Raw genomic sequence first — 25,974 nt, 5'->3', positions numbered from 1 at the left:
AATATCCGTGCCTCGGTATCGTCTCTACGGTAAACTACGCAAGATTACGGTTCAAAACCGTCGGTTATCGGTTTTGCACCTTTAGATTAATGACTGAGAGGATTAAAGGTATCTCATGGCTGAATGGAGCGGCGAATATATCAGCCCATACGCTGAGCACGGTAAGAAGAGTGAGCAAGTCAAGAAAATCACGGTGTCCATTCCTCTGAAGGTGTTGAAGATCCTCACCGATGAACGTACGCGTCGTCAGGTGAACAACCTGCGTCACGCAACCAACAGTGAACTGCTGTGCGAAGCGTTCCTGCATGCGTTTACCGGCCAACCGTTGCCGAACGATGACGATCTGCGCAAAGAGCGCAGTGACGAAATCCCGGAAGAGGCGAAGGTAATCATGCGTGAGCTGGGCATCGACCCGGAGACGTGGGAATACTAACAGCGGTGCGATCCCGCTGAGGGTGCTCAGCGGGAGGGTTTATCAGAAGTTGTAGCCTAAGCCGACACGCAGACGCGTCTGTCGGTCGTCAGTGGTAGCAGTGTTATAGCCGGATGAGACGTTACCCACTTCCACAAACGGCACCCACGAATCAATGTTATACGCCACGCGGAAGTTATATTCGTAATCCTCTTTTTTGTTGTTATACAGATCTTCGTTGTCGGCGAACTTATAAATTCCGTTCAGTTCGAACATCCAGTTATCGATATTATATCCCAGCCACATTTCCGGGCGATATACCGTTCGGTCATCTTTACCGTCTGCATTACGACGGGTATATTCCGTACGATAACGAAACGCCGTCCACCAGCTGTCATTGATATTATACTGCACGCGTAAATACGGTTTATAGATAGCCATATCGTCGCCCATTTCAACCGCGACACCCGGCTGCCAGATAAATCCCTGCCAGGTAAACTGGTAGCTGGCAGTATATTCGTTGCTGTTGCTCTCCATATTATTGAGCGCATCATTAGACTGCTTTTCATCGGAGCGCGAGACAGCCTCTACCGCCACGCCAAAGCCCGTGCCAAAACGGTGTGACATGTACACACGGTCATAGTTACGTCCATCATCGTAATACTCGTGTCGGTAATCAACATATCCCGCCTGCGCCGCGCACGATAGTAATGGAAGCACGAATAAAAGTTGCTTCAGTTTCATCCTTTTTCCCTCAACGTAAATACACCCTGAAAGCCATCGCTGTTGAAATGGCAAATATGAATATATGTCGAGCGCAGTGTAATTTTACCCCCAGAGGGAAACCTTTTATTTATTGCCACCTCCGGCAATAAAATGGCAAACAGGCCAAGAATACCGAGATAAAGCTCACTATCCGTATAAATAGGAATATATTAAGACACGAAGATTATTTTTCGGAAAAAGTAAAATATATATTTGAAGAAGGAATATAAATATAGAATTAATTCAGGAGAGATATTACAGGCACAAAAAAACCGCCCGGAGGCGGTTTCTTCTGGATGTTTATTTAGCGCCCGGGATGCTGAAACGCTTGTTGAAGCGGTCAACACGGCCACCGGTTGCAACATCACGCTGCTTACCAGTGTAGAACGGGTGGCATTTGCCGCACACGTCCAGGTTCAGATCGTGACCCACGGTGGAGCGGATCTGGATAGAGTTACCGCAAGAGCAGTTTGCAGTAATCATTTCGTATTTCGGGTGAATATCTTTTTTCATGGGAGAACCTCAGTTAAGGCCGCGTCGCTCTTCCAGCCCTAACGCCAGACACCACGCGATGTTGAATGTAAGTTCTTTGGCGTAAAATACACCAAAGGCGGCGAATCATACAGAATTTGACCAACGTATGCAAACTGATCCGCACGCCGCTTTCACTAATGTGTATACTAACGCGCCACTTTTCAAGTCAGGAAGATTCGATGCCCGTCGCTCACGTTGCCCTGCCCGTTCCGCTTCCCCGCACCTTTGACTACCTGCTGCCCGACAGCATGAACGCCAAAGCGGGCTGTCGCGTGACCGTGCCGTTTGGCAAACAGCAGCGCGTAGGGATCGTGGTTTCCGTCAGCGAACAAAGCGAACTGCCGCTTAACGAACTGAAATCGGTCATTGAGGTGCTGGACAGCGAGCCGGTTTACTCCACCAGCACCTGGCGACTGCTGCTCTGGGCGGCGGATTATTATCATCACCCCATTGGTGACGTCCTGTTCCACGCCCTGCCAATTATGCTGCGCCAGGGCAAGAGCGCCAGCCATGCGCCAATGTGGTACTGGTTCGCCACCGAGCAGGGACAGGCTGTGGACATTAACAGCCTGAAACGCTCGCAGAAACAGCAGCAGGCGCTGGCCGCGCTGCGCCAGGGAAAAATCTGGCGCCATCAGGTCGACGAGCTTGAGGTGAGCGAAGCTGCGTTGCAGGCATTAAGGAAGAAAGGGCTAAGCGAGCTGGCCAGCGAAGCACCTGCCCTCCACGACTGGCGCGACGGCTTTTCCGTCTCAGGCGATCGCCTGCGTCTGAACACCGAGCAGGCCACCGCCGTCGGCGCGATTCACAGCGCCGCCGACCATTTTTCCGCCTGGCTCCTGGCGGGCGTCACCGGTTCCGGTAAAACTGAAGTGTATCTGAGCGTGCTGGAAAACGTGCTCGCGCAGGGCAAACAGGCGCTGGTGATGGTGCCGGAAATCGGTCTGACGCCGCAAACCATCGCCCGTTTTCGTGAACGCTTTAATGCGCCCGTTGAGGTGCTGCACTCCGGCCTGAACGACAGCGAGCGGCTCAGCGCCTGGCTGAAAGCGAAAAACGGCGAAGCGGCGATTGTGATCGGCACCCGTTCCTCGCTGTTTACGCCGTTTAAAAATCTCGGCGTTATCGTAATTGATGAAGAACATGACAGCTCCTATAAACAGCAGGAAGGCTGGCGCTATCACGCCCGTGACTTAGCCGTGTACCGCGCCCACAGCGAGCAAATCCCCATTATTCTCGGCTCCGCCACGCCCGCGCTTGAAACGCTGCACAACGTTCGCCAGCGTAAATACCATATGCTGCGCCTGACGCGCCGCGCGGGGAATGCCCGTCCGGCCATTCAGCATGTGCTGGATCTGAAAGGCCAGCAGGTACAGGCCGGGTTAGCGCCCGCGCTGATTAACCGCATGCGCCAGCATTTGCAGGCGGGCAACCAGGTGATCCTGTTCCTGAACCGCCGCGGCTTCGCCCCCGCCCTGCTGTGCCACGACTGCGGCTGGATTGCAGAATGCCCGCGCTGCGATCACTACTACACCTTCCACCAGGCTCAACGCCATTTGCGCTGCCACCACTGCGACAGCCAGCGCCCGGTCCCCCGTCAGTGCCCGTCCTGCGGCTCAACGCATATTGTGCCGGTCGGTCTGGGCACGGAACAGCTTGAGCAGGCGCTTGCGCCCTTCTTCCCGGACGTGCCCATCTCCCGTATCGACAGGGATACCACCAGCCGTAAAGGGGCGCTGGAACAGCAGCTGGCGGAAGTGCATCGCGGCGGCGCGCGCATCCTGATTGGCACTCAGATGCTGGCGAAAGGGCACCACTTCCCGGACGTGACGCTGGTCGCCCTGCTGGACGTCGACGGCGCGCTGTTCTCCGCGGATTTCCGCTCCGCCGAACGCTTCGCCCAGCTGTATACCCAGGTTGCCGGTCGCGCCGGTCGGGCGGGTAAACAGGGCGAGGTGGTACTGCAAACGCACCACCCTGAACATCCGCTGCTGCAAACCCTGTTGCACAAAGGCTATGACGCCTTCGCAGAACAGGCGCTGGCCGAACGTCAGACGATGCAGCTTCCCCCGTGGACCAGCCACGTTATCATCCGTGCGGAAGATCATAACAACCAGCAGGCACCGCTGTTCCTGCAACAGTTGAGAAACCTCCTGCAAGCCAGCCCGCTTGTGGATAATCAGCTATGGATTTTAGGGCCAGTACCCGCGCTCGCCCCGAAACGCGGCGGCCGTTTTCGCTGGCAACTGTTACTTCAGCACCCTTCGCGTATCCGCTTACAGCAGATCGTCAGCGGTACGCTGGCGCTGATTAATACCCTGCCGGAAGCACGAAAAGTGAAGTGGGTTCTGGACGTTGATCCGATCGAAGGCTGAAGGCGGATCGAAAAATTTAATGCGCCTCACACTTTTTATGAAAATTCTGTAACCGATTCCATTAACTATCTGTAAAAATGGAGCTGTCCGCAGTTCGGTGTTCAGGCGAGGAGAAGACGTGAAGTCCAGGAAAGAGGTTGCCTCGGCGACCATGAAAGACGTTGCCGAGAAAGCACAAGTCTCAACAGCAACCGTGTCCCGCGCATTGATGAACCCTGACAAAGTCTCCCAGGCGACCCGAAACCGGGTTGAAAAGGCGGCACTTGAGGTCGGTTATTTCCCGCAAGCCATGGGGCGCAACGTTAAACGCAACGAATCCCGCACCATCCTGGTGATCGTGCCGGACATCTGCGATCCCTTCTTCAGCGAAATCATCCGCGGCATTGAGGTCACGGCCGCCGCCCAGGGCTATCTGGTGCTGATTGGTGATTGTGCCCACCAGAACCAGCAGGAAAAAACGTTCATCGACCTGATCATCACCAAGCAGATTGATGGCATGCTGCTGCTTGGCTCACGCCTGCCGTTTGATGCCAGCATTGAAGAACAGCGCAATTTGCCGCCGATGGTCATGGCGAACGAATTTGCGCCGGAGCTGGAGCTGCCGACCGTTCATATCGATAACCTCACCGCCGCGTTCAACGCCGTAAACTATCTTCAGGAACTGGGGCATAAGCGTATCGGTTGTATTGCCGGACCAGAAGAGATGCCGCTGTGTCATTACCGCTTGCAGGGCTACGTTCAGGCGCTGCGCCGTACCGGGGCTATCGTCGATCCGCACTACATTGCGCGCGGTGATTTCACCTTTGAAGCGGGCGGGCAGGCGCTGGAAAAATTGCTGGCCTTGCCAGAACCGCCTACCGCGGTCTTCTGCCACAGCGACGTGATGGCGCTGGGCGCATTATCCTACGCCAAACGTCACGGCCTGCGCGTGCCGCAGGACCTGTCGATTATCGGTTTTGATAATATTTCGCTTTCGGAATTTTGCGATCCGCCGCTTTCGACCGTTGCACAACCGCGGTATGACATTGGCCGGGAAGCGATGCTGCTTTTGCTGGATCAGCTGCATGGTCAGACAGTTAGCAGTGGGTCACGGCTACTGGATTGTGAGCTGATTGTGCGCGGCTCTACCCAGGCATTAACTTAAAGTAAATACCTTTCGACACCCTTATCTGGTCAAAGCCCCGTCGCTTAAGTAACATGGCGGGCTGACGAACGAATAAATACAGCGAAACGATAGTGGCACAACGAGATTATGTACGTCGCGGCCAGCCGGCACCTTCGCGACGCAAAAAGAGTAGTTCAAAAAGCAAGCAACGTAGCCTGTCTGCTGTCTCTCCAGCCATGGTCGCCATTGCTGCGGCCGTGCTGGTGGCCTTTATTGGCGGCCTCTACTTCATTACGCATCATAAAAAAGAAGAGTCTGAAGCCCTTCAGGGTAACAAGGTCGTCGGCAACGGCCTGCCGCCGAAGCCTGAAGAGCGCTGGCGCTACATTAAAGAGCTGGAAAGCCGTCAGCCTGGCGTACGTGCGCCTACCGAGCCTTCTGCCGGGGGTGAAGTGAAGAATGCCGATCAGCTGACGGACGAACAGCGTCAATTGCTCGCTCAGATGCAGGCGGACATGCGCCAGCAGCCTACGCAGCTGAACGAAGTGCCGTGGAACGAACAAACCCCGGCGCAGCGTCAGCAAACGTTGCAGCGCCAGCGTCAGGCTCAGCAGCAAACGCAACAGCAGCAGTGGACGCAGACGCAGCCGGTACAACAGCCGCGTACGCAACCGCAGCAGCAGACGCGTACCGTACAAACTCAGCCTGTCCAGCAGCAGCCGAAAGCGCAGCCGCAGAAGCAAACGGCACAGCCGTATCAGGATCTGTTGCAGACGCCTGCACATACCACTGCGCAACAGCCCAAAACGCAGCAGGCTGCACCGGTCACCAAAGAGACCGAGGCACCGAAGCAGACGGCTGAGAAAAAAGATGAACGCCGCTGGATGGTTCAGTGCGGTTCGTTTAAAGGCGCCGAGCAGGCCGAAACGGTGCGTGCTCAGCTGGCATTTGAAGGATTTGACTCACGCATTACCACCAACAACGGCTGGAATCGCGTGGTGATTGGGCCGGTCAAAGGCAAAGAAAACGCAGACGGCACCATTTCCCGTTTGAAAGTGGCTGGCCACACAAACTGCATTCGACTCGCCTCCGGGGGTTGAAACCCCCAAAATCTCCCCCATCTATCATTTAATTCAGCCCTGAGCACAGGCTCAGGGCTTCTGTTTCCCGAATCTGTAACCAGGGGGTCTGCTCGTGACAACAATAGTAAGTGTACGCCGTAACGGCCAGGTGGTAATTGCCGGTGATGGCCAGGCCACGCTGGGTAATACCGTTATGAAAGGCAACGTGAAGAAAGTACGTCGTCTTTATAACGACAAAGTGATCGCCGGTTTCGCAGGCGGCACGGCGGATGCCTTCACGCTGTTTGAACTGTTTGAACGCAAACTGGAAATGCATCAGGGTCATCTGGTGAAAGCCGCCGTTGAGCTGGCAAAAGACTGGCGTACCGACCGCATGCTGCGCAAGCTCGAAGCGCTGCTGGCCGTGGCCGACGAAAACGCCTCGCTGATCATCACCGGTAACGGTGACGTGGTTCAGCCTGAAAACGACCTGATTGCCATCGGCTCTGGCGGCCCATACGCCCAGGCCGCAGCCCGTGCGCTGTTGGAAAATACCGACATGAACGCGCGCGATATCGCGGTGAAAGCGTTGGATATTGCAGGTGATATCTGCATTTATACCAACCACAATCACACCATCGAAGAATTGACCTCCAAAGCGTAAGGATCGCCCATGTCTGAAATGACCCCACGCGAAATTGTCAGCGAACTGAACAAACACATTATCGGCCAGGACAACGCCAAGCGCTCAGTGGCTATCGCCCTGCGTAACCGCTGGCGTCGCATGCAGCTCGACGAAGAGCTGCGCCATGAAGTGACGCCGAAAAATATTCTGATGATCGGCCCGACCGGGGTGGGTAAAACCGAAATCGCCCGTCGTCTGGCTAAACTGGCTAACGCGCCGTTCATCAAAGTTGAAGCCACCAAGTTCACCGAAGTGGGCTATGTGGGTAAAGAAGTGGACTCCATCATCCGCGATCTGACCGATTCTGCGATTAAGATGGTGCGCGTCCAGGCGATTGAGAAAAACCGCTATCGCGCCGAAGAGATGGCCGAAGAGCGTATTCTCGACGTGCTGATCCCACCGGCAAAAAACAACTGGGGACAGGCTGAACAGCAGTCTGAACCTTCCGCTGCACGTCAGGCATTCCGCAAAAAACTGCGCGAAGGCGAACTGGACGACAAAGAGATTGAGATCGATCTCGCTGCCGCGCCAATGGGCGTGGAAATTATGGCGCCTCCGGGCATGGAAGAGATGACCAGCCAGTTGCAGTCCATGTTCCAGAACCTGGGCGGCCAGAAGCAGAAAGCGCGTAAGCTGAAAATCAAAGACGCGATGAAGCTGCTGATTGAAGAAGAAGCCGCGAAGCTGGTTAACCCGGAAGAGCTGAAGCAGGACGCTATCGACGCGGTTGAGCAGCACGGTATCGTGTTTATCGACGAAATCGACAAGATCTGTAAGCGCGGCAACGCGTCCGGCCCGGATGTCTCCCGCGAAGGCGTTCAGCGCGACCTGCTGCCGCTGGTGGAAGGCTGCACCGTCTCCACCAAGCACGGCATGGTGAAAACGGACCACATTCTGTTTATCGCCTCCGGTGCGTTCCAGATTGCCAGCCCGTCTGACCTGATCCCGGAACTCCAGGGTCGTCTGCCAATCCGCGTTGAGTTGCAGGCGCTGACCACCGAAGATTTCGAACGTATCCTGACCGAGCCAAACGCGTCTGTGACCGTACAGTACAAAGCGCTGATGGCAACCGAAGGCGTGAACATTGAGTTTACCGATGACGGTATCAAGCGCATTGCCCAGGCTGCGTGGCAGGTCAACGAGAGTACCGAGAACATCGGTGCGCGTCGTCTGCACACCGTGCTGGAACGCCTGATGGAAGACATCTCTTATGATGCGAGTGACCTTAACGGGCAAAGCATTACCATTGACGCAGACTATGTGGGCAAACACCTGGATGCGTTAGTGGCAGATGAAGATCTGAGCCGTTTTATTCTATAATCGCGTTCAATGCATTTTCATCACTGTTGATGGGGGCTATGGCCCCCATTTTTATTGGCTAAATAACTATGACTGATATCAGCCGTACGCAGGCCTGGCTCGAAAGTCTGCGCCCTAAAACGCTTCCTCTGGCATTTGCCGCCATTATCGTCGGTACCACGCTTGCCTGGTGGCAGGGTCATTTCGATCCGCTGGTCGCCGGTCTGGCGCTTGTCACCGCCGGGCTGCTGCAAATCCTCTCTAATCTCGCCAATGATTACGGCGATGCGGTAAAAGGCAGCGACAAGCCTGACCGTATCGGGCCGCTGCGCGGGATGCAAAAAGGGGTGATTACCCAGGCACAGATGAAACGGGCGCTGATTATCACCGTGGTGCTGATTTGCCTGTCCGGGCTGGCGCTGGTGACGGTCGCCTCGAAAACCACCAGTGATTTCATTGGCTTCCTGGTGCTGGGCTTACTCGCCATTATTGCCGCCATTACCTATACCGTCGGGACGCGCCCTTACGGGTATATTGGCCTGGGCGACATCTCCGTGCTGGTGTTCTTCGGCTGGCTGAGCGTGATGGGAAGCTGGTACTTGCAGGCGCATACGGTGATCCCTGCCCTGTTCCTGCCCGCAACCGCCTGTGGTCTGCTGGCGACGGCGGTGCTGAATATCAATAACCTGCGCGACATCGACAGCGACCGTGAAAACGGTAAGAACACGCTGGCCGTGCGTCTGGGGCCGGTGAATGCACGCCGCTACCATGCCTGCCTGCTCATCGGCGCGCTGGTCTGCCTGGCGCTGTTCAATCTGATTTCGCTGCACAGCCTGTGGGGCTGGCTGTTCGTGCTCGCCGCACCGCTGCTGATTAAGCAGGCCCGCTACGTGATGCGTGAACTTAGCCCGGCCGCCATGCCGCCGATGCTGGAACGTACGGTAAAAGGCGCGTTGCTGACTAACCTGCTGTTCGTCATCGGGATTGTCTTAAGTCAGACACTGAGTTAGCTGACAAATATCAATTAACAATTGATGATTTTGCCAACAACGCATTTCGCACGATATACTGAACACATTCGCAGCAACAGAGCGTTAAACCTATGAAATACGATACCTCCGAGCTATGTGACATCTACCAGGAAGATGTCAACGTCGTTGAACCCCTGTTCTCCAACTTTGGCGGACGGTCGTCGTTTGGCGGGCAAATCATCACGGTGAAATGTTTCGAGGACAACGGGTTGCTGTACGATCTGCTCGAAGAGAACGGCCGTGGCCGCGTCCTGCTGGTGGACGGTGGCGGTTCAGTACGCCGTGCACTGATCGATGCGGACCTCGCCCGTCTTGCCGTACAAAACGAGTGGGAAGGAATTGTGGTCTACGGCTCCGTACGCCAGGTGGACGATCTTGAAGACCTGGATATCGGCATTCAGGCCATTGCCGCCATTCCGGTGGGCGCGGCGGGTGAAGGCATCGGCGAAAGCGACGTGCGCGTTAACTTCGGCGGCGTGACCTTCTTCTCGGGTGACCATCTTTATGCCGACAATACCGGGATTATCCTTTCCGAGGATGCGCTGGACATCGAGTAGTTAATCGGTCAGTAAGATCCATAAAAAAGCCGGGTGGCGGCTTCGCCTTACCCGGCCTGTTCAGTGCAACTCCAGTCGGAATTAAACCTCTTCCATACGTCCCAGCAGCGCCTGCAAGCGTTCCTGCCAGCCATTCTGCTGTTCGCGCAGCTGGTTGTTTTCGCGCTCCAGCTCTTCACGGCCATGCTGAGCGTTCTGAACTTCCTGAGACAGGGAGTTGTTCTTCTCTTTCAGCTCTTCAATTTCCATTTGCAGCAGCGTGATGGTGTCAATCGCCTGCTGTACTTTCGATTCCAGTTTCTCAAACACTTCTAAAGACATGATCCTACCTCTCCTGAATTGCAAGGCGACGCTTTAACGTAAACGCGCACAACATATGTTCCGATTGTATGGAGCGCCGTCGCCCCTGTCCAGCGGCATGCCACGCAGATCGCGGTTTGCAACACTTTTCGGCCTCGTCCTGGTGCGTTCGCCGCATATACCCCTAAGTTGTTAACCCATAAGTTAAAGAAATGATTCGGCACATAATCATTACCTGATGCAAAAACGCGCTTTATGGCGCGAAAACGCTCATTTTATTGACACAGACCACACATTTTGAGTTCGATATTTCTCGTTTGTGCTCGTTAACGATAAATTAACACTATGTCTACAGGACATCGTGACTGTCACGGGCGGTCACGCAAACAATAAACATTACTCTTTTGCAGGATTCCGATTATGAGTCAGACATCAACCTTAAAAGGCCAGTGCATTGCCGAGTTCCTGGGTACCGGGTTGTTGATATTCTTCGGAGTAGGCTGTGTCGCTGCACTGAAAGTGGCGGGTGCCAGTTTTGGTCAGTGGGAAATCAGTATTATCTGGGGTCTGGGCGTGGCGATGGCCATCTACCTGACCGCAGGGGTTTCCGGCGCACATCTTAACCCGGCGGTGACCATCGCGTTGTGGCTGTTCGCGTGCTTTGACGGACGCAAAGTGGTTCCTTTCATCATTTCGCAATTTGCCGGCGCCTTTTGCGCAGCGGCGTTAGTTTACGGGCTTTATTACAATCTTTTCATCGACTTCGAACAGACGCATCATATGGTGCGTGGCAGTGTTGAAAGTCTGGATCTGGCAGGCATTTTCTCAACGTATCCGAATCCACATATCAATTTTGTGCAGGCGTTCGCGGTTGAAATGGTGATTACCGCTATTCTGATGGGCGTCATTATGGCGCTGGGCGACGACGGAAACGGCATTCCACGCGGCCCGCTGGCACCACTTTTGATTGGCCTTCTGATTGCGGTGATCGGCGCATCCATGGGTCCGCTGACCGGCTTTGCGATGAATCCGGCGCGTGACCTGGGTCCAAAAACCTTCGCCTTCTTTGCGGGATGGGGCGATGTCGCCTTCACGGGTGGCAAAGACATTCCTTACTTCCTGGTTCCGCTGTTCGGGCCAATCGTAGGGGCGGCGCTGGGCGCATTCGGCTATCGCAAATTAATTGGTCGCCACTTACCGTGCGACACCTGTGTGGAAGAGGAAAAAGAGACGACTTCCACCACACAACAAAAAGCTTCGCTGTAATCTGACTACGGGACACATACCATGACCGAAAAAAAATATATCGTTGCGCTCGACCAGGGCACCACCAGCTCCCGCGCTGTCGTAATGGATCATGACGCGAACATTGTCAGCGTGTCTCAACGCGAATTTGAGCAAATTTATCCGCGTCCAGGCTGGGTTGAACACGACCCGATGGAGATCTGGGCATCACAAAGCTCCACTCTGGTGGAAGTGCTGGCGAAAGCCGACATCAGTTCTGACCAGATTGCCGCTATCGGTATCACCAACCAGCGTGAAACCACCGTGGTCTGGGAGCGCGAAACCGGTAAGCCCATCTACAACGCCATTGTCTGGCAGTGCCGCCGTACGTCAGAGATCTGCGAACAGCTGAAGCGCGAAGGGATGGAAGAGTACGTGCGCAGCGCCACCGGCCTGGTGGTTGACCCCTATTTCTCCGGCACCAAAGTGAAGTGGATCCTCGACCACGTGGAAGGTTCACGCGAGCGCGCACGACGCGGTGAGCTGCTGTTCGGCACCGTCGATACCTGGCTTATCTGGAAGATGACTCAGGGACGCGTCCACGTCACCGACTACACCAACGCCTCGCGGACCATGCTGTTCAACATCAACACCCTGGAGTGGGATGACAAGATGCTGGACGCGCTGGACATTCCGCGCGCGATGCTGCCAGAAGTCCGTAAGTCTTCAGAAGTGTACGGCCAGACCAACATTGGCGGTAAAGGCGGCACCCGTATTCCTATCGCCGGTATCGCCGGTGACCAGCAGGCGGCCCTGTTCGGCCAGCTGTGCGTTAAAGAAGGGATGGCGAAAAACACCTACGGTACCGGCTGCTTTATGCTGATGAACACCGGCGAGAAAGCGGTGAAATCAGAAAACGGTCTGCTGACCACCATCGCCTGCGGCCCGCGTGGCGAAGTGAACTATGCCCTGGAAGGCGCGGTATTCATGGCGGGTGCCTCCATTCAGTGGCTGCGCGACGAGATGAAGCTGATCAGCGACGCGTTTGACTCCGAGTACTTCGCGACCAAAGTGAAAGACACCAACGGCGTGTACGTGGTGCCTGCGTTCACCGGTCTGGGCGCACCGTACTGGGACCCGTATGCCCGCGGCGCGATTTTCGGCCTGACGCGCGGTGTAAACTCAAACCACATCATTCGCGCGACGCTGGAATCCATCGCCTACCAGACGCGCGACGTGCTGGAAGCGATGCAGGCTGACTCCGGTATTCGTCTGCACGCCCTGCGCGTGGACGGCGGCGCGGTAGCCAACAACTTCCTGATGCAGTTCCAGTCCGACATTCTGGGCACCCGCGTTGAGCGTCCTGAGGTGCGAGAAGTGACGGCGCTGGGCGCAGCGTATCTGGCAGGGCTGGCGGTTGGCTTCTGGCAAAACCTCGACGAGCTTCAGGAAAAAGCGGTAATCGAACGCGAATTCCGTCCTGGCATCGAAACCACCGAGCGCAACTACCGCTACAGCGGCTGGAAGAAAGCGGTGAAACGTGCCCTGGCGTGGGAAGAGCACGACGAGTAAGACAAAACGCCTCCCCCTCACCCCGGCCCTCTCCCCAAAGGGGAGAGGGTGTTTTTAGTCCCCTCGCCCCTTTGGGGAGAGGGTTAGGGTGAGGGGAGTACAGACCGCACCCTCCCCACTCTGTGATAAACTTCGTGCAATTCCTTTTGATTGTACGAGTCCCTCATGAAACGTGAACTTGCTATCGAATTTTCCCGCGTCACCGAAGCTGCCGCCCTCGCAGGCTATAAGTGGCTGGGCCGTGGCGACAAAAATACCGCCGACGGCGCAGCCGTCCACGCCATGCGCATTGTGCTTAATCAGGTCAATATCGATGGCACTATCGTCATTGGCGAAGGCGAAATCGACGAAGCGCCGATGCTCTATATCGGTGAAAAAGTCGGGACGGGCAAAGGCGATGCGGTAGATATCGCGGTCGACCCGATTGAAGGCACGCGCATGACGGCGATGGGCCAGGCCAACGCGCTGGCGGTGTTGGCAGTGGGCGATAAGGGCTGCTTCCTCAACGCGCCCGATATGTACATGGAAAAACTGATTGTCGGCCCTGGCGCAAAAGGCGCTATCGACCTTAGCCTGCCGCTGGACGCCAACCTGCGCAATATCGCGGCGGCGCTGGGCAAAGCGCTCAGCGAACTCACCGTCACCATTCTGGCAAAACCGCGCCACGACGCCACCATCGCGTACCTGCAAGCACTCGGCGTACGCGTGTTTGCTATCCCTGATGGTGACGTTGCCGCGTCTATTCTGACCTGCATGCCGGACAGCGAAGTCGACGTGCTTTACGGCATCGGCGGCGCGCCGGAAGGGGTGGTCTCTGCGGCAGTGATCCGCGCGTTGGACGGCGATATGCAGGCGCGTCTGCTGCCACGCCATGAGGTCAAAGGCGACAGCGACGAGAACCTTCGCATTGGTGAAGACGAACTGGCGCGCTGTGCAGCGATGGGTATCGAGGCCAATAAAGTGCTCGCGCTGAACGAGATGGCCCGCAGCGATAACGTGGTCTTCTCCGCAACCGGCATCACCAAAGGCGATCTGCTGGACGGCATCACCCGCAAAGGCAACATGGCCACCACTGAAACCCTGCTGATCCGCGGTAAATCCCGCACCATTCGCCGCATTAAGTCCATTCACTATCTCGATCGTAAAGATCCGGACGTACAGACGCACATTCTGTAAAACCGTTTGATCGATAGAGCTTTCCGGCCCGAATGGGCTGGAAATGTTTTCCACAAGTACGGAAGATAGAAGAGAGAAACAGCACAGGAGAAGATCATGGCGGACTGGGTAACAGGTAAAGTCACAAAGGTACAGTTCTGGACCGATGCGCTATTTAGCCTCACGCTGCATGCTCCCGTTCATCCGTTTACTGCCGGGCAGTTTGCCAAGCTCGGGCTGGATATCGACGGTGAACGCGTACAGCGCGCCTACTCTTACGTTAATGCGCCTGATAACCCGGACCTCGAGTTCTATCTGGTCACCGTCCCGGACGGTAAGCTCAGCCCGCGCCTTGCCGCACTGAAACCGGGCGATGACGTGCAGATTGTCTCCGACGCGGCGGGGTTCTTCGTGCTGGATGAAATCCCGGACTGCGAAACGCTCTGGATGCTGGCGACCGGTACGGCCATCGGCCCGTATCTCTCTATTCTGCAATACGGCAAAGACCTGGAGCGCTTTAAAAACATCGTGCTGGTTCATGCCGCGCGCTACGCCGCAGACCTGAGCTATTTGCCGCAAATGCAGGCGCTGGAGCAGCGGTATGGCGGGAAGTTAAAAATTCAGACGGTGGTCAGCCGCGAAACCGCAGCCGGTTCGTTAACCGGACGCGTTCCGGCATTGATTGAAAGCGGCGCGCTGGAAGAGGCGGTAGGTTTACCGATGAACACCGAAACCAGCCATGTGATGCTGTGCGGTAACCCGCAGATGGTACGCGATACGCAGCAGTTGCTGAAGGATACCCGGCAGATGACGAAGCACCTTCGCCGTCGGCCGGGCCATATGACCGCCGAACACTACTGGTGATCAGCGGTACTTCACCTCAAGGGTATCTTTTCCGTATTTGTTCTCGCTCTGGGTGCCGATAAACGCGCCCAGTTCGACAACCATCATCACAAAGATCACCGTCGGCAGCAGCCTGCCTACCACCCATGGGAGGATTGAGGGCAGCATTGACCAGTTCCCCGCCACCAGCATCCACGCCAGAATAATCAGAAAAGCCCATGCGCCGGAGCGGCCACGATCGTGCAGACGTTTCACCACCACGGCGGCGGTTGGCCACAGTAAACAGACCAGCGCAAATGCCGCGGTTTGTGTGCTCAGCCATGCGTTGTAAGCAACAAAAAACAGAAGCAGCATGGCGACAACCCACGTTGCAATCCAGATCCAGAAGTCGCGGCGTCCAATACGCCCTTTGAATGAAAACAGCCACTGCTGTATGGTCATGTAAGGTTCCTTATTATTGTTTAGCCCGCATTTTACCCTGGAGTTGTGACCTTTTGACAAGCCGACCAGATATCGTTTTAATCATGGGCAATGACGGCCAGGGGCAAAGTTGATGAAAAGTTCGGCACACTCTCTTTATTTGTGTTTAGCGATGCTGAGCGCCAGTTTTCCCCTGTACGCCGCGGAAACGGCCTCCCCGGTCACCGCCCCCTATCTTCTGGCGGGTGCCCCCTCTTTCGATCAATCTATCAGCCAGTTCCGCGAAGCTTTCAACAAAGAAAACCCCTCGCTTCCACTGGGCGAGTTCCGTGCGATTGACAGCGCCCGCGATACGCCGACCCTGACCCGCGCGGCCAGCAAAATTAACGAAAATCTGTATGCCTCTACCGCCCTTGAGCGCGGAACGTTAAAAATCAAAAGCATGCAGATCACCTGGTTGCCGATTCAGGGGCCAGAGCAAAAAGCGGCGAAAGCGAAAGCGCTGGAGTATATGAGTGCAATTCTGCGCGCCTTTACCCCCACCTTCACGAAAGCGCAAAGCCAGCAGAAGCTGCAAAAACTGCTTACCGCCGGGAAAAACAAACGCTATTACGCCGATACGGAAGGCGCCGTTCGCTATGTCGTCGCAGATAACGGCGAAAAGGGGCTGACCTTCGCAGTTGAACCGATTAAGCTGGCTCTATCAGACGCACTCGAGGGGGCGAATTAATGACAAAAAGCAAAGCCTTTCGAGGGAAAATCTCTATACTGATTCACAGACCATGCTGCCCTTAAGGGTGGCCATATTCCTTAATTCGCTTATTGAGCGTGGAGAATTGAAATGCGACATCCTTTAGTGATGGGTAACTGGAAACTGAACGGCAGCCGCCACATGGTAAACGAACTGGTTGCTAACCTGCGTAAAGAGCTGGCTGGCGTGACCGGCTGTGCGGTTGCTATCGCTCCGCCGGATATGTACCTGGATCTGGCTAAACGTGCCGCTGACGGCAGCCACATCGTACTGGGCGCGCAGAACGTTGACGTTAACCTGTCCGGCGCATTCACCGGTGAAACTTCCGCTGAAATGCTGAAAGATATCGGCGCGAAATACATCATCATCGGCCACTCTGAGCGTCGCACCTACCACAAAGAATCTGACGAGTTCATCGCGAAGAAATTCGCCGTGCTGAAAGAGCAGGGTCTGATCCCGGTTCTGTGCATCGGTGAAACCGAAGCGGAAAACGAAGCGGGCAAAACTGAAGAAGTGTGCGCACGTCAGATCGACGCTGTGCTGAAAACCCAGGGCGCGGCAGCGTTCGAAGGTGCAGTTATCGCTTACGAGCCAGTCTGGGCGATCGGTACCGGCAAATCTGCAACCCCTGCGCAGGCACAGGCGGTGCACAAGTTCATTCGTGATCACATTGCGAAAGCAGACGCGAAAGTGGCTGAGCAGGTCATCATCCAGTACGGCGGCTCTGTAAACGCCTCCAACGCTGCTGAGCTGTTCACCCAGCCAGACATCGATGGCGCACTGGTTGGCGGCGCATCCCTGAAAGCGGACGCTTTCGCGGTGATCGTTAAAGCGGCAGAAGCGGCTAAGCAGGCGTAATTGCCTTTGTGGCGGGTGGCGCTTGCGCTTACCCGCCCTACGGTTCTGTAGGCCCGGTAAGCGTCAGCGCCACCGGGCTTTTTTACAGCCGTCCCAGTAGGCTAAACCACAGATAATCCAGCGGCAGCAGCACCAGATACGTTGCAATCGCCAGCGCCAGACAGAGCAGCATCCCCGCCTTCGCAGGCACCTTCCCTAGCCCCATCGCTACCACAATCGGCGACGCCTGATACGGCAGCAGCGGCGTGGAATAGCCCAGCACCTGAATCATGATCACCGACAGCAGCGGGAAGCCGGTCGCGTCCGCGAAGCTCTGCGCCAGCGTGGTGTACAGTGCCGGAACGCCGTTGGCGGTCATAATGAAGTTGAGCGCCGTGGTGATCCCGGTCAGCGCCAGGAAGCTGGTAAACGGTCGGTCTGCATCCAGCGGCATGATACGCAGCAACGCCTCGCCTACGGCCGCACCGATACCGGTTTGCGTCACCACGATCGCCAGCCCGAGAATACCCGCGACGTAAATACAGGTGCGCATGTTCACTCCCGCCGAGAACTCCTCACCGGTGATAAAACCGATGCGCGGGAGCATGACGATGACCGAGGCCGCCAGCCCCGTCCACGCTGGCCCCACGCCGTGCCAGCTCTCCGTCACCCACATCATCAACACCACCGCCAGCAGCCAGGCAAGACGCTTTTCATCCCCCCCCATGGGTTCAGAGGGCGTCAGATCCTTCGGTGGTTTTGGGCTGCCAGAGAACAGCCAGCAGATCAGGCCAATCAGAATCAGACCCTTGAGAATACCCAGCACCGGCGTGTGCAGCAGCAGATACGGGACATAGTTCAGATGAATGCCGTACGAGCCTTCCGCCGCGCCGCTCATCACCAGGTTAGGGACGTTTGCTGGCAGGATAGTCGCCGAAAGCTGGAAGGTGCCAAACCCGACGGCCAGCGCCAGGCCGAACCAGGCGCGGGAGCCGTCGGCAATACCGGCGCGTTTTGCCATCGCCGCGACAATCGGCATCAGCAGCGCAATGCGTCCCATATTTGATGGCATCACAAACGCCAGCGCGTAGCTGAGCAATACTACGCTCGCCACCATCATCACCCAGGAGTCGGTAAGCTTTGCCGACAGCGCCCGGGCGGCCCTGTCCGCCAGCCCGGTTTTACGGATCGCCACGCCGAGCACAAAGCCGCTGAACACCAGCCAGAAAGCCGACGAGGCAAAACCGCCGAAGATCACCTCCGGCGGGGCGATTCTGGCGGTCATCGCTGCCGTGAAAAACAGCAGCGCAGTGATAAATTCCGGCAACAGCGATGTCGCCCACAGCACAATGGTGACGCCAACGATCAGCGAGGGAAGCAGCAGAGGATGCGTTAACCAGAGCGACATACCTGTCTCCTGTAGAATTTTTCAGCAAGTCTACGGCGACAGGCAGGGCGAGTAAACGCTATTTATGGTGGGGTCACTTCAGGATATCGCATTGATGATCCTGCAATTCCTCAGCCGACGCGCGGTTAAAGGTCAGCAGGTTACGCTCTGTCGCCAGCAATACAAACGAGCCATCCGACTGCTGGGCCATCGCCAGCGCGAAGCGTCCCATATGGTCGCGCGCTTCCGGCAGCTCTTCCGCCAGCATCATAAACGGGCTGCGCTGTACCAGTTCGTTCTCTGTCACCCGACGGGCAAGGTATTCATGTCCTTCCAGCCCGCCCGGAAGCGGTAGCCACTGGGTGCTGATTTGCCCCTGCGCCGCGTTCAGCTTCTCGCGCACGTCCGGGCGCAGGCAGGAGATGTGAATATGAAAATGGTTTTGCGTGCGCCCGGTCGGGGAGTTGATGGTCAGCGAAATGGCGCTGTCAGGCACGTCGGCTCCCCGTTTCATGCTCATAAAATGACGTGACTGCCATGCCAGCCAGAAGAAGTTCGGTGTCTGAGGCTCCGTCAACAGCGGGCTTTCGGTGCCGTTAATCCGGTACGTGGGCATCAGGAGGTATTGCAGCGGCCCGTTGCGGTCCTTGAACACCACGTAGCCCGCATCCGGCTTCACCTGCGCACACGGCGCCGGGTTACGGTTATGCAGCTGGTTGGGCACACACTGGTCGAGAACGATATGACGCAACGCATTCGGATTACCCGCTTTCATCCAGTACACGCCGCCTGCGGCAAGGGCGAGAACAATCAGGATCAGTACGATAATTTTTTTCACAACGCGTTCCCTGTTTTCAATAGAGGCAAAAGAGTAACGCAAAATGATGACCAAATAAAAAACCCGGCGGATTTCTCACACCGGGTTACCGTGTCGTTCTTTGTGAAACGGTTAGCGCTTGCTGATCTGGTCGAAGGTGCCGCCGTTAGAGAAGTGCTCTTTCTGCGCTTTGGTCCAGCCGCCAAAAACATCATCGATAGTGAACAGCTTCAGTTTCGGGAAGGCGTTTTCGTATTTCTTCGCGACGGCCTCATCGCGCGGGCGATAGTAGTTTTTCGCCGCAATTTCCTGTCCTTCCGGTGAGTAAAGGTACTTCAGGTAGGCTTCCGCCACCGCTTTGGTCCCTTTCTTATCAACGACCTTATCGACCACGGAGACGGTCGGCTCAGCGAGGATCGATTCGCTCGGGGTCACGATTTCGAACTTGTCTTTACCCAGCTCGTGGGTCGCCAGCAGGGCTTCGTTTTCCCAGGCGATCAGCACGTCGCCAATGCCGCGCTCAACGAAGGTGTTGGTTGCGCCGCGCGCGCCGGAATCGAGCACTTCAACGTTTTTAAACAGCGCCTTGACGAATTCCTGGGCTTTGGCCTGATCGCCGTTATTGTGGTGCAGCGCGTAGCCCCAGGCTGCCAGGTAGTTCCAGCGTGCGCCGCCGGAGCTTTTCGGGTTCGGCGTGATGACAGACACGCCCGGCTTAATCAGGTCGTTCCAGTCTTTTATCTGTTTCGGGTTGCCTTTACGCACCAGGAAGACGATGGTCGAGGTGTAGGGCGCGGAGTTGTCCGGCAGGCGTTTGATCCAGTTTTTATCGATACGGCCACGTTCGGCAATCGCGTCCACGTCATAGGCCAGCGCCAGGGTAACCACATCGGCTTCAATGCCGTTGATTACCGATGTCGCCTGCTTACCGGAGCCGCCATGAGACTGGCGAACCACCACATTGTCGCCGGTTTCCTGTTTCCAGTGCGCCGCGAAAGCTTTGTTGTACTGGTCGTACAGTTCACGCGTCGGGTCGTACGACACGTTCAGTAGCTGAATGTCCTTTGCCAGCACGCTGGTCGATGCCAGCAATAATATTAACCCCACGCCCCATTTGTTCATCGCCCGGCTCTCTTATTCAGTGTTTTGATGAATGCAGCGTGCCAGAAAGCGTATCGATGATTAAAGAATAAAAAAAGATTGGCTATAACGTGGAGGAATAAAAAATGTGTGGGCGCAAAAAAGCCGGGTGGCGGCTACGCCTTACCCGGCCTACGATCCGTGCTTTTGTAGGCCCGGTAAGCGCAGCGCCACCGGGCAACAGAGCCAATCAGTACAGTTTTTTCGCGCAGTCCAGCCAGTCACCTTTGAACGGACGCTTCATGTTTTCAATGGCGTCGATGATGTCATGGTGAACCAGTTTCTCGTTCTGAATACCGACGCAGCGGCCGCCGTGGCCCTGAAGCAGCAGCTCGATTGCGTACGCACCCATGCGGGACGCCAGGATACGGTCGTACGGACCCGGGGAGCCGCCACGCTGAATGTGGCCCAGAACGGTCGCGCGGGTTTCGCGTTTGGTTTCGGTTTCGATGTACTTCGCCAGCTCGTCAACGTCACAGATGTGCTCGGTGATGGCGACAATCGCGTGTTTCTTACCTTTCGCGATACCGGCTTTGATTTCAGCGACCAGATCTTCACGGCTGAATTCCACTTCCGGCACTACCACGAACTCACAGCCACCGGCAATGGCCGCCGCCAGAGTCAGGTCACCGCAGTAACGGCCCATGACTTCAACAATGGAAATACGCTGGTGAGAGGAAGAGGTGTCACGCAGGCGGTCAATCGCCTCCACAACGGTACCCAGCGCGGTGAAGTAACCGATGGTGTAGTCGGTGCCTTTGATGTCGTTGTCGATGGTGCCAGGCAAGCCGATGCACGGGAAGCCCATTTCGGTCAGACGTTTTGCACCCATGTACGAGCCGTCACCGCCGATAACCACCAGCGCGTCCAGGCCGCGTTTTTTCATGTTTTCGATAGCCACTTCACGGATGTGTTCGTCACGGAATTCCGGGAAGCGCGCAGAACCAAGGAAAGTACCGCCACGGTTGATCATGTCAGACACGCTGTAGCGGTCGAGCTGAACCATGCGGTCTTCATACAGACCCAGGTAACCGTCATAGATACCAAAAACTTCCAGGCCTTCCGTCAGCGCTGCACGGACAACCCCACGGATTGCCGCGTTCATGCCCGGCGCATCACCGCCGCTTGTCAACACACCGATTTTCTTAATCATGACTACCTCTGAACTTAGGAATGCAAAATTGAAATCTGCTGCCGGAAGAAACTGTTCAACCGTCGAATACTGCAAATAGTATATCAATCCCTTCCAGCTGAATTGATTCAGGTCAGGCCATATGGTGGTAATTTATCCACAAAATGCTGGTCTGGCTCACTTTTTTACAACGAATTACGAAAGCTCAAAACGCCCTGGGTACGACAGAGCACGGATCCTGGTGAATAATGACGTCTGACCCAGGGAAACGCTGCAAAATCGCCTGCTCCACCTGTTCAGCTATCAGATGCGCCTGAACCAGTGGCAGGTTGTCTTCCATTTCCAAATGAATCTGAATAAAGCGGGTCGGCCCTGACTGCCGCGTACGAAGATCGTGAGCACCACTGACGCCAGGCCAGGAGGTCACGAGGGTATAAATTTCATCACATTCTGCATCGGGAAGCGCACGGTCAAGAAGCGACTGTACCGCGTCATAACCCATCCGCAACGCGCTGTATAAAATATAGATCCCTATCCCTAACGCAAACAACGCATCGGCCCGATGCCAGCCATACCAGGCCAGACCGAGCGCAATAAGAATAGCCCCATTCATCATAACATCAGACTGATAATGAAGCATATCGGCCCGTACAGCCTGGCTTTGTGTTTTGCGTACGACCCAGCGCTGGAACGTTACAAGAACAAGTGTGCTTATAAGTGCAACTACCGTTACGACCACGCCAACGCCCGGATCGTTCATCGGCGAAGGCGAAATAAGGTGCTGAATGCCGGTCAGAAACAGGAACAGCGCGGAGCCTGAAATAAACATGCTTTGCGCCAGCGCGGCCAGCGATTCCGCTTTGCCGTGGCCAAACGTATGTTCTTCATCCGCCGGTTGCAGCGAATAGCGCACCACCAGCAGGTTCGTCAGCGAGGCGGCAATATCCACTAATGAGTCCACCAGCGCCGCCAGAATACTGACCGAGCCGGTGTACCACCACGCGAAAATTTTAATGATCAGCAAACACGACGCCATCACCGTCGCGGCTATTGCGGCCCGGCTTACCAGCCGTCCATAGGATTGATTCATAAACACTCCTGTCATGCCATGGCGCTAGTATAACGGATGGTGGTGGAGTGAAAGGATGAATAAAGCGTTAACAAACCTGAACGATAGGCAAAAAAAACCCCACATCATGTGGGGGAAGACAGGGATGGTGATTAATTTATCCCTGTAAGCTACAGAAAAATAAGGATTTGTTTCTACCGATGTCCACACATCGTCCACACATCGAAAAAAAGCCCCGCTTAAGCGGGGCCTTCTTCACAGAGTCAGACTAAGCTGATCGCGTCCATAATGGGAAACAGGGAATGCCCCCGCCGGTATGAATCCGGGTTCTAACTGATCCCTTCTTTCGCGCCGGGTGACAATCTTTTCAACGCTGTTGAGTGTGGTGAATGACAGGCCGCATTCCATGTTCTGGCACTGATCGTAACTTCACTGAGTGGCTTACTGGTACGAGTGCGGGCCGTAGCGCCGCAATGTGGACATTTGAACATAATGATGACTCCCCACGGGAGTTGAACTCACATTCATTCTATTCAGTTTCAGCAATCCAGTCAGATATTTTTGCTTCAAAGTTAAGCTGTGTAGTAAACCCGTTGCTGTCTACATCATGCTATACCTTGCTGATTATCCAGTCCTGGGCGTCAATATCAGCTTTGAAGCCGGTCACTGTTGCGTGCATTTCTGGGTACAAATCTGCACGCCCCCGCGCCAGGGTGATCGAGAACTCAGCCGCGCCACGTTGCAATTGTTGCCACTTCGCAGCCGCTGCACGCCGGGCCGCATCCTCATTCTGGAACGTCTTACGCATGATGAATACATTACCATCAGCGCCTTCAATATAATCCCTTTCACGGCTGCTGCTCTTGTCGGCCTTTTTCGTTGATGCCCTGCGCTTTACGCTGACCTTTTTCTTTTTGCCAAAATTTAAATCCAGCCAGTACGCCCTGACACCGGTATAAGCATCACGATCTGCAATTCTGAATCTGTGCCTGTCACCGCTGCTACGTGTGATCGCTATGGAAGGGATTGGCTTGCCTGACGCGGTGAAGCCTCCGCCGGGTATGATAAATAACAGATAACCATTTTTTACCGTGGCGATTGCACCCAGCATTTCCGCCATCCTTGTCAAAAATGACATACCGCTTTTTTGAGTCTGATCGGCGTGGTCAATCTCAATATTCATCAACATATCGCTGATCTGCGCTTTCAGGCCATAGCGTTTGGCAATTGCCGAAACTACACGTTCCACGGTTACATCGTGCCAGGACACTTCGCGTTTAACGTTGAATTCTTCACGAAAATCAGCGCAACGGGCCGTAACCGTTATACGGTCTGGCGGGCCGTCGTGCGCCACTTCATCAACGGTGTAAACCCCTTTATATATCAGCGCCTCCCCCATCCACCCCAACCATAAGGACAGCTCGACGCCGCGCCCTGGCAATGCCACATCACCGGCTGTATCGTCCAGTTCCATCGTTAGCTGATCGGCCTCAAATCCACGGTTATCAGTCAGGCTAAGTGAAATAACTCGATCAGCCAGTTCCTGAAGTACCTTGTTGCCCATCTTGATGCTAAATGCCGGGCTTTTGCACGCTTCTGTAAGTGTGTTGTTTATCCCAGACACGCCGTTAGAAATGCCTTTTTTGATTGCCAAATACTCATGAACCAGCATAGATCCTTGGGAGATCCACAAATAAAAGGGCTGATTTTTTTGTGCAATTTTGCGCACTGTTGTGCATATAAAAAACCCCTCACATTGAGGGGTTCGTTGTAATGGATATTTATGAACGAATTGGAATGGAGGTTTGAGGCTGAATTGGAACCAGTACCTGATTGTAAGCACGTAAAATTTCGTTATACAGGTCTTGGTGCTTCGCTGCCTTCACGGTGATGATAAGAGCGTACTTTATCTTTTCCGCCTTGTGACTCGCTATGCTAGCCCCTGCTTCACGAGCGTTATAGTGAATATCAAACACAGGATTTTTTAAAGTCGATCCCAGCATGTTCTTTGAACTATGCAGCACAGTTTCCCATTTGCCCATATCAGAGCGCCGCTCACTTTCAGTTGAGTATTTAGCTAGCTCAAAAAACCCTTTAGTTTCAGCATTCTGTTTACCATCTTTAACTCTTGAATCATTTGGGCGGAATGTAACTTCAAGACCAGCCTTTGTGTAGGAAGCCGAATCTTGCGGATCTGTTGTTGTGGCATAACAGAAAGTTGCCGTTAAGTTTATTTTACCTTTCAAGCCACCTTCAGGAATGGGAAGAGAAGCGCGTAAGTATTTTCCTGGCTTCAATTCACCTTGATAGACGATACGAGCAACACCATCAGGGCTGACAATGATGTCGTTTAAGTCCTCAGGTAGTTTCCCCCAACCCACTTCAGCACAAGTGTGATCAAGCGGTTTTGAAGCATGAATCAATAAAGCCTTTATCGCCAGTTGACTCAAATCACTTCCTAAAATCGCCCTAACACCAACGGCTGCACGCAAAGCGTAAGGAGAAGCAAAACTTGTTCCCCGTTGCGGTGTGATTACAGGTTTTTTACCTTTTCCCAATACATGAAAGTACTCGTCGATATCGCCACCAAACGCAACTAAATCAGGCTTCATCACGCCAGGACTTCTACCCGGCCCAATAGCACTATATGGTGCTCGTTTCCATTCAGTTTCATTAACAGTATCGCAAGCCCCAACAGCCAAGGCATTCACGCAATCAGATGGTACTTGAATCCTTGCATTACCTGACTCACGATCCATTTCGCCATTGTTCCCAACAGCAACAGTCATTAGTGTCTCGCCATCACTTAATAAATCATCTATTACAGAGGTCCAAGCATGAACTTCCGTATCTTCAATTGGTAGATCCGGGCCTAAACTTAAATTGATAAATTGATATTGACGAGACAACAATACTTCTTCAATGAAGCCCAACGTTCGATATAACTCCAGAGGGTCTTCTTGGCAGGTCTTATTATCCAGTACCCTTAAGTTATCAATATAAGAGTATGGCCTTTGCACCTCTGACTTGTTACTAATTGGCCCGAATAAAAAAGCCGAAGATACGGCTAAACCATGCTCTAAACCATCAGGATCATCTTCTGCATGATCGTCCAAAACCCTATAGGATTTTAACCACGGAGATATAGCATGCTCTGATGGTAAACCACCATCAAGAATAGCGACTTTTATTTCTGAAGATATTGGCCCTTCAGTAGGCAATTTACACTGGGCCAATGGCCCAGAAGCCCTTTGTATAGGCCTAATACCACGTAACTTTGGTACCGGCCTAATTACGCGTACAAATGTAAATTTCGCGAGCTTATCAATAGCAATTCGATCTGCCTGAATTGGCACGAACCACAACGTACCTGCGGTAAAAGCTAAAGAAGTATGCACTTTGATGTTCAGAGTTGACGCGAATCGAACAAATTGTTGCTGGATCAAATCTTGTCCATCCTCAGCCAACAGATGTACGCCAACCTCAAAATACGACGTATCCAT

General features: G+C 54.7%; 24 protein-coding genes and 2 pseudogenes. 14 read left to right on the top strand and 12 right to left on the bottom strand.

Annotated features, from left to right (window positions below; translation table 11 throughout):
* Nucleotides 1–115 precede the first annotated feature (115 nt).
* On the top strand, nt 116–433 hold the full coding sequence (metJ, locus tag BH712_RS15295) for a met regulon transcriptional regulator MetJ (RefSeq protein ID WP_003862042.1): 318 nt from the start codon (nt 116–118) through the stop codon (nt 431–433).
* Between the two features lie 42 nt (nt 434–475).
* Here the strand turns inward: metJ and BH712_RS15290 are convergent, their stop codons facing one another.
* Both BH712_RS15290 and rpmE read right to left on the bottom strand, forming a co-directional pair.
* On the bottom strand, nt 476–1,156 hold the full coding sequence (locus BH712_RS15290) for an oligogalacturonate-specific porin KdgM family protein (RefSeq protein WP_006808660.1): 681 nt from the start codon (nt 1,154–1,156) through the stop codon (nt 476–478).
* 321 nt (nt 1,157–1,477) lie between these two features.
* A complete protein-coding gene (gene rpmE, locus BH712_RS15285; RefSeq protein WP_003862040.1) occupies nt 1,478–1,690 on the bottom strand; it encodes a 50S ribosomal protein L31 in 213 nt (70 codons plus the stop codon).
* A gap of 200 nt (nt 1,691–1,890) precedes the next feature.
* Here rpmE and priA point away from each other — a divergent pair, with 200 nt between their 5' ends.
* The 7 genes from priA to rraA all read left to right on the top strand — a co-directional run bounded on the left by priA (nt 1,891) and on the right by rraA (nt 9,824).
* On the top strand, nt 1,891–4,086 hold the full coding sequence (gene priA, locus BH712_RS15280) for a primosomal protein N' (RefSeq protein WP_006808661.1): 2,196 nt from the start codon (nt 1,891–1,893) through the stop codon (nt 4,084–4,086).
* 118 nt (nt 4,087–4,204) lie between these two features.
* Entirely contained in the window at nt 4,205–5,230 is a 1,026-nt protein-coding gene (gene cytR / locus BH712_RS15275) for a DNA-binding transcriptional regulator CytR (protein WP_003862038.1), read from the top strand.
* Between the two features lie 92 nt (nt 5,231–5,322).
* Nucleotides 5,323–6,291 carry a cell division protein FtsN gene (gene ftsN, locus BH712_RS15270; protein ID WP_017383099.1) on the top strand — a complete coding sequence of 323 codons (969 nt, stop codon included), beginning with the start codon at nt 5,323–5,325 and terminating at the stop codon, nt 6,289–6,291.
* 94 nt (nt 6,292–6,385) lie between these two features.
* Nucleotides 6,386–6,916, top strand: coding sequence for an ATP-dependent protease subunit HslV (gene hslV, locus BH712_RS15265; protein ID WP_022649795.1), 531 nt, complete (start codon nt 6,386–6,388; stop codon nt 6,914–6,916).
* Between the two features lie 9 nt (nt 6,917–6,925).
* Nucleotides 6,926–8,257: an HslU--HslV peptidase ATPase subunit gene (gene hslU, locus BH712_RS15260; protein ID WP_006808666.1), complete on the top strand. Its 1,332-nt coding sequence runs from the start codon at nt 6,926–6,928 to the stop codon at nt 8,255–8,257.
* A 62-nt stretch (nt 8,258–8,319) separates the two neighbouring features.
* Complete coding sequence (gene menA / locus BH712_RS15255; protein WP_087924327.1) at nt 8,320–9,246, top strand: 1,4-dihydroxy-2-naphthoate polyprenyltransferase; 927 nt, start codon at nt 8,320–8,322, stop codon at nt 9,244–9,246.
* Between the two features lie 92 nt (nt 9,247–9,338).
* The gene (gene rraA, locus BH712_RS15250) at nt 9,339–9,824 is read left to right on the top strand and encodes a ribonuclease E activity regulator RraA (RefSeq protein WP_003862032.1); all 486 of its coding nucleotides are present in this window, start codon (nt 9,339–9,341) and stop codon (nt 9,822–9,824) included.
* An 81-nt stretch (nt 9,825–9,905) separates the two neighbouring features.
* On the opposite strand, the gene zapB is transcribed toward rraA, so the two are convergent.
* Complete coding sequence (zapB, locus tag BH712_RS15245) at nt 9,906–10,145, bottom strand: septal ring assembly protein ZapB (RefSeq protein WP_006808668.1); 240 nt, start codon at nt 10,143–10,145, stop codon at nt 9,906–9,908.
* 399 nt (nt 10,146–10,544) lie between these two features.
* On the opposite strand from zapB, the gene BH712_RS15240 reads away from it, so the two are divergent.
* The 4 genes from BH712_RS15240 (at nt 10,545) to fpr (ending at nt 14,939) form a co-directional block, all read left to right on the top strand.
* Complete coding sequence (locus BH712_RS15240; RefSeq protein ID WP_003862030.1) at nt 10,545–11,390, top strand: MIP/aquaporin family protein; 846 nt, start codon at nt 10,545–10,547, stop codon at nt 11,388–11,390.
* 21 nt (nt 11,391–11,411) lie between these two features.
* A complete protein-coding gene (glpK, locus tag BH712_RS15235; RefSeq protein WP_006808669.1) occupies nt 11,412–12,920 on the top strand; it encodes a glycerol kinase GlpK in 1,509 nt (502 codons plus the stop codon).
* Between the two features lie 165 nt (nt 12,921–13,085).
* Nucleotides 13,086–14,096, top strand: coding sequence for a class II fructose-bisphosphatase (gene glpX, locus BH712_RS15230; RefSeq protein ID WP_006808670.1), 1,011 nt, complete (start codon nt 13,086–13,088; stop codon nt 14,094–14,096).
* 96 nt (nt 14,097–14,192) lie between these two features.
* Nucleotides 14,193–14,939 carry a ferredoxin--NADP(+) reductase gene (gene fpr, locus BH712_RS15225; RefSeq protein WP_006808671.1) on the top strand — a complete coding sequence of 249 codons (747 nt, stop codon included), beginning with the start codon at nt 14,193–14,195 and terminating at the stop codon, nt 14,937–14,939.
* Here the strand turns inward: fpr and BH712_RS15220 are convergent, their stop codons facing one another.
* Nucleotides 14,940–15,359, bottom strand: a complete 420-nt coding sequence (locus BH712_RS15220) for a DUF805 domain-containing protein (RefSeq protein ID WP_006808672.1) — start codon at nt 15,357–15,359, stop codon at nt 14,940–14,942.
* 112 nt (nt 15,360–15,471) lie between these two features.
* Between BH712_RS15220 and BH712_RS15215 the strand changes: the two genes are divergently transcribed.
* The gene (locus tag BH712_RS15215) at nt 15,472–16,068 is read left to right on the top strand and encodes a DUF1454 family protein (RefSeq protein ID WP_032673465.1); all 597 of its coding nucleotides are present in this window, start codon (nt 15,472–15,474) and stop codon (nt 16,066–16,068) included.
* A 111-nt stretch (nt 16,069–16,179) separates the two neighbouring features.
* Nucleotides 16,180–16,947: a triose-phosphate isomerase gene (tpiA, locus tag BH712_RS15210; protein WP_006808674.1), complete on the top strand. Its 768-nt coding sequence runs from the start codon at nt 16,180–16,182 to the stop codon at nt 16,945–16,947.
* Nucleotides 16,948–17,029: 82 nt separating this feature from the next.
* Here the strand turns inward: tpiA and BH712_RS15205 are convergent, their stop codons facing one another.
* From BH712_RS15205 to BH712_RS15170, 8 genes and pseudogenes are all read right to left on the bottom strand, one after another.
* On the bottom strand, nt 17,030–18,334 hold the full coding sequence (locus BH712_RS15205) for an SLC13 family permease (protein WP_006808675.1): 1,305 nt from the start codon (nt 18,332–18,334) through the stop codon (nt 17,030–17,032).
* 73 nt (nt 18,335–18,407) lie between these two features.
* Nucleotides 18,408–19,151: a CDP-diacylglycerol diphosphatase gene (locus tag BH712_RS15200; protein WP_032673466.1), complete on the bottom strand. Its 744-nt coding sequence runs from the start codon at nt 19,149–19,151 to the stop codon at nt 18,408–18,410.
* A 111-nt stretch (nt 19,152–19,262) separates the two neighbouring features.
* The gene (locus BH712_RS15195; protein ID WP_006808677.1) at nt 19,263–20,252 is read right to left on the bottom strand and encodes a sulfate ABC transporter substrate-binding protein; all 990 of its coding nucleotides are present in this window, start codon (nt 20,250–20,252) and stop codon (nt 19,263–19,265) included.
* A gap of 208 nt (nt 20,253–20,460) precedes the next feature.
* Nucleotides 20,461–21,423, bottom strand: a complete 963-nt coding sequence (pfkA, locus tag BH712_RS15190) for a 6-phosphofructokinase (protein WP_003862009.1) — start codon at nt 21,421–21,423, stop codon at nt 20,461–20,463.
* 184 nt (nt 21,424–21,607) lie between these two features.
* Complete coding sequence (fieF, locus tag BH712_RS15185; protein ID WP_032673467.1) at nt 21,608–22,492, bottom strand: CDF family cation-efflux transporter FieF; 885 nt, start codon at nt 22,490–22,492, stop codon at nt 21,608–21,610.
* 234 nt (nt 22,493–22,726) lie between these two features.
* Nucleotides 22,727–22,962 (bottom strand): annotated as a pseudogene (locus BH712_RS25165) (Ogr/Delta-like zinc finger protein).
* Nucleotides 22,963–23,000: 38 nt separating this feature from the next.
* Nucleotides 23,001–24,035 (bottom strand): annotated as a pseudogene (locus BH712_RS15175) (contractile injection system protein, VgrG/Pvc8 family).
* Nucleotides 24,036–24,252: 217 nt separating this feature from the next.
* Entirely contained in the window at nt 24,253–25,974 is a 1,722-nt protein-coding gene (locus tag BH712_RS15170) for a S8 family peptidase (protein ID WP_242431995.1), read from the bottom strand.

The organism is Enterobacter hormaechei ATCC 49162, from assembly GCF_001875655.1.
GTDB lineage: Bacteria > Pseudomonadota > Gammaproteobacteria > Enterobacterales > Enterobacteriaceae > Enterobacter > Enterobacter hormaechei.
The sequence above is the reverse complement of the archived record's forward strand: the minus strand, read 5'-3'. Positions and strand labels throughout refer to the sequence as shown.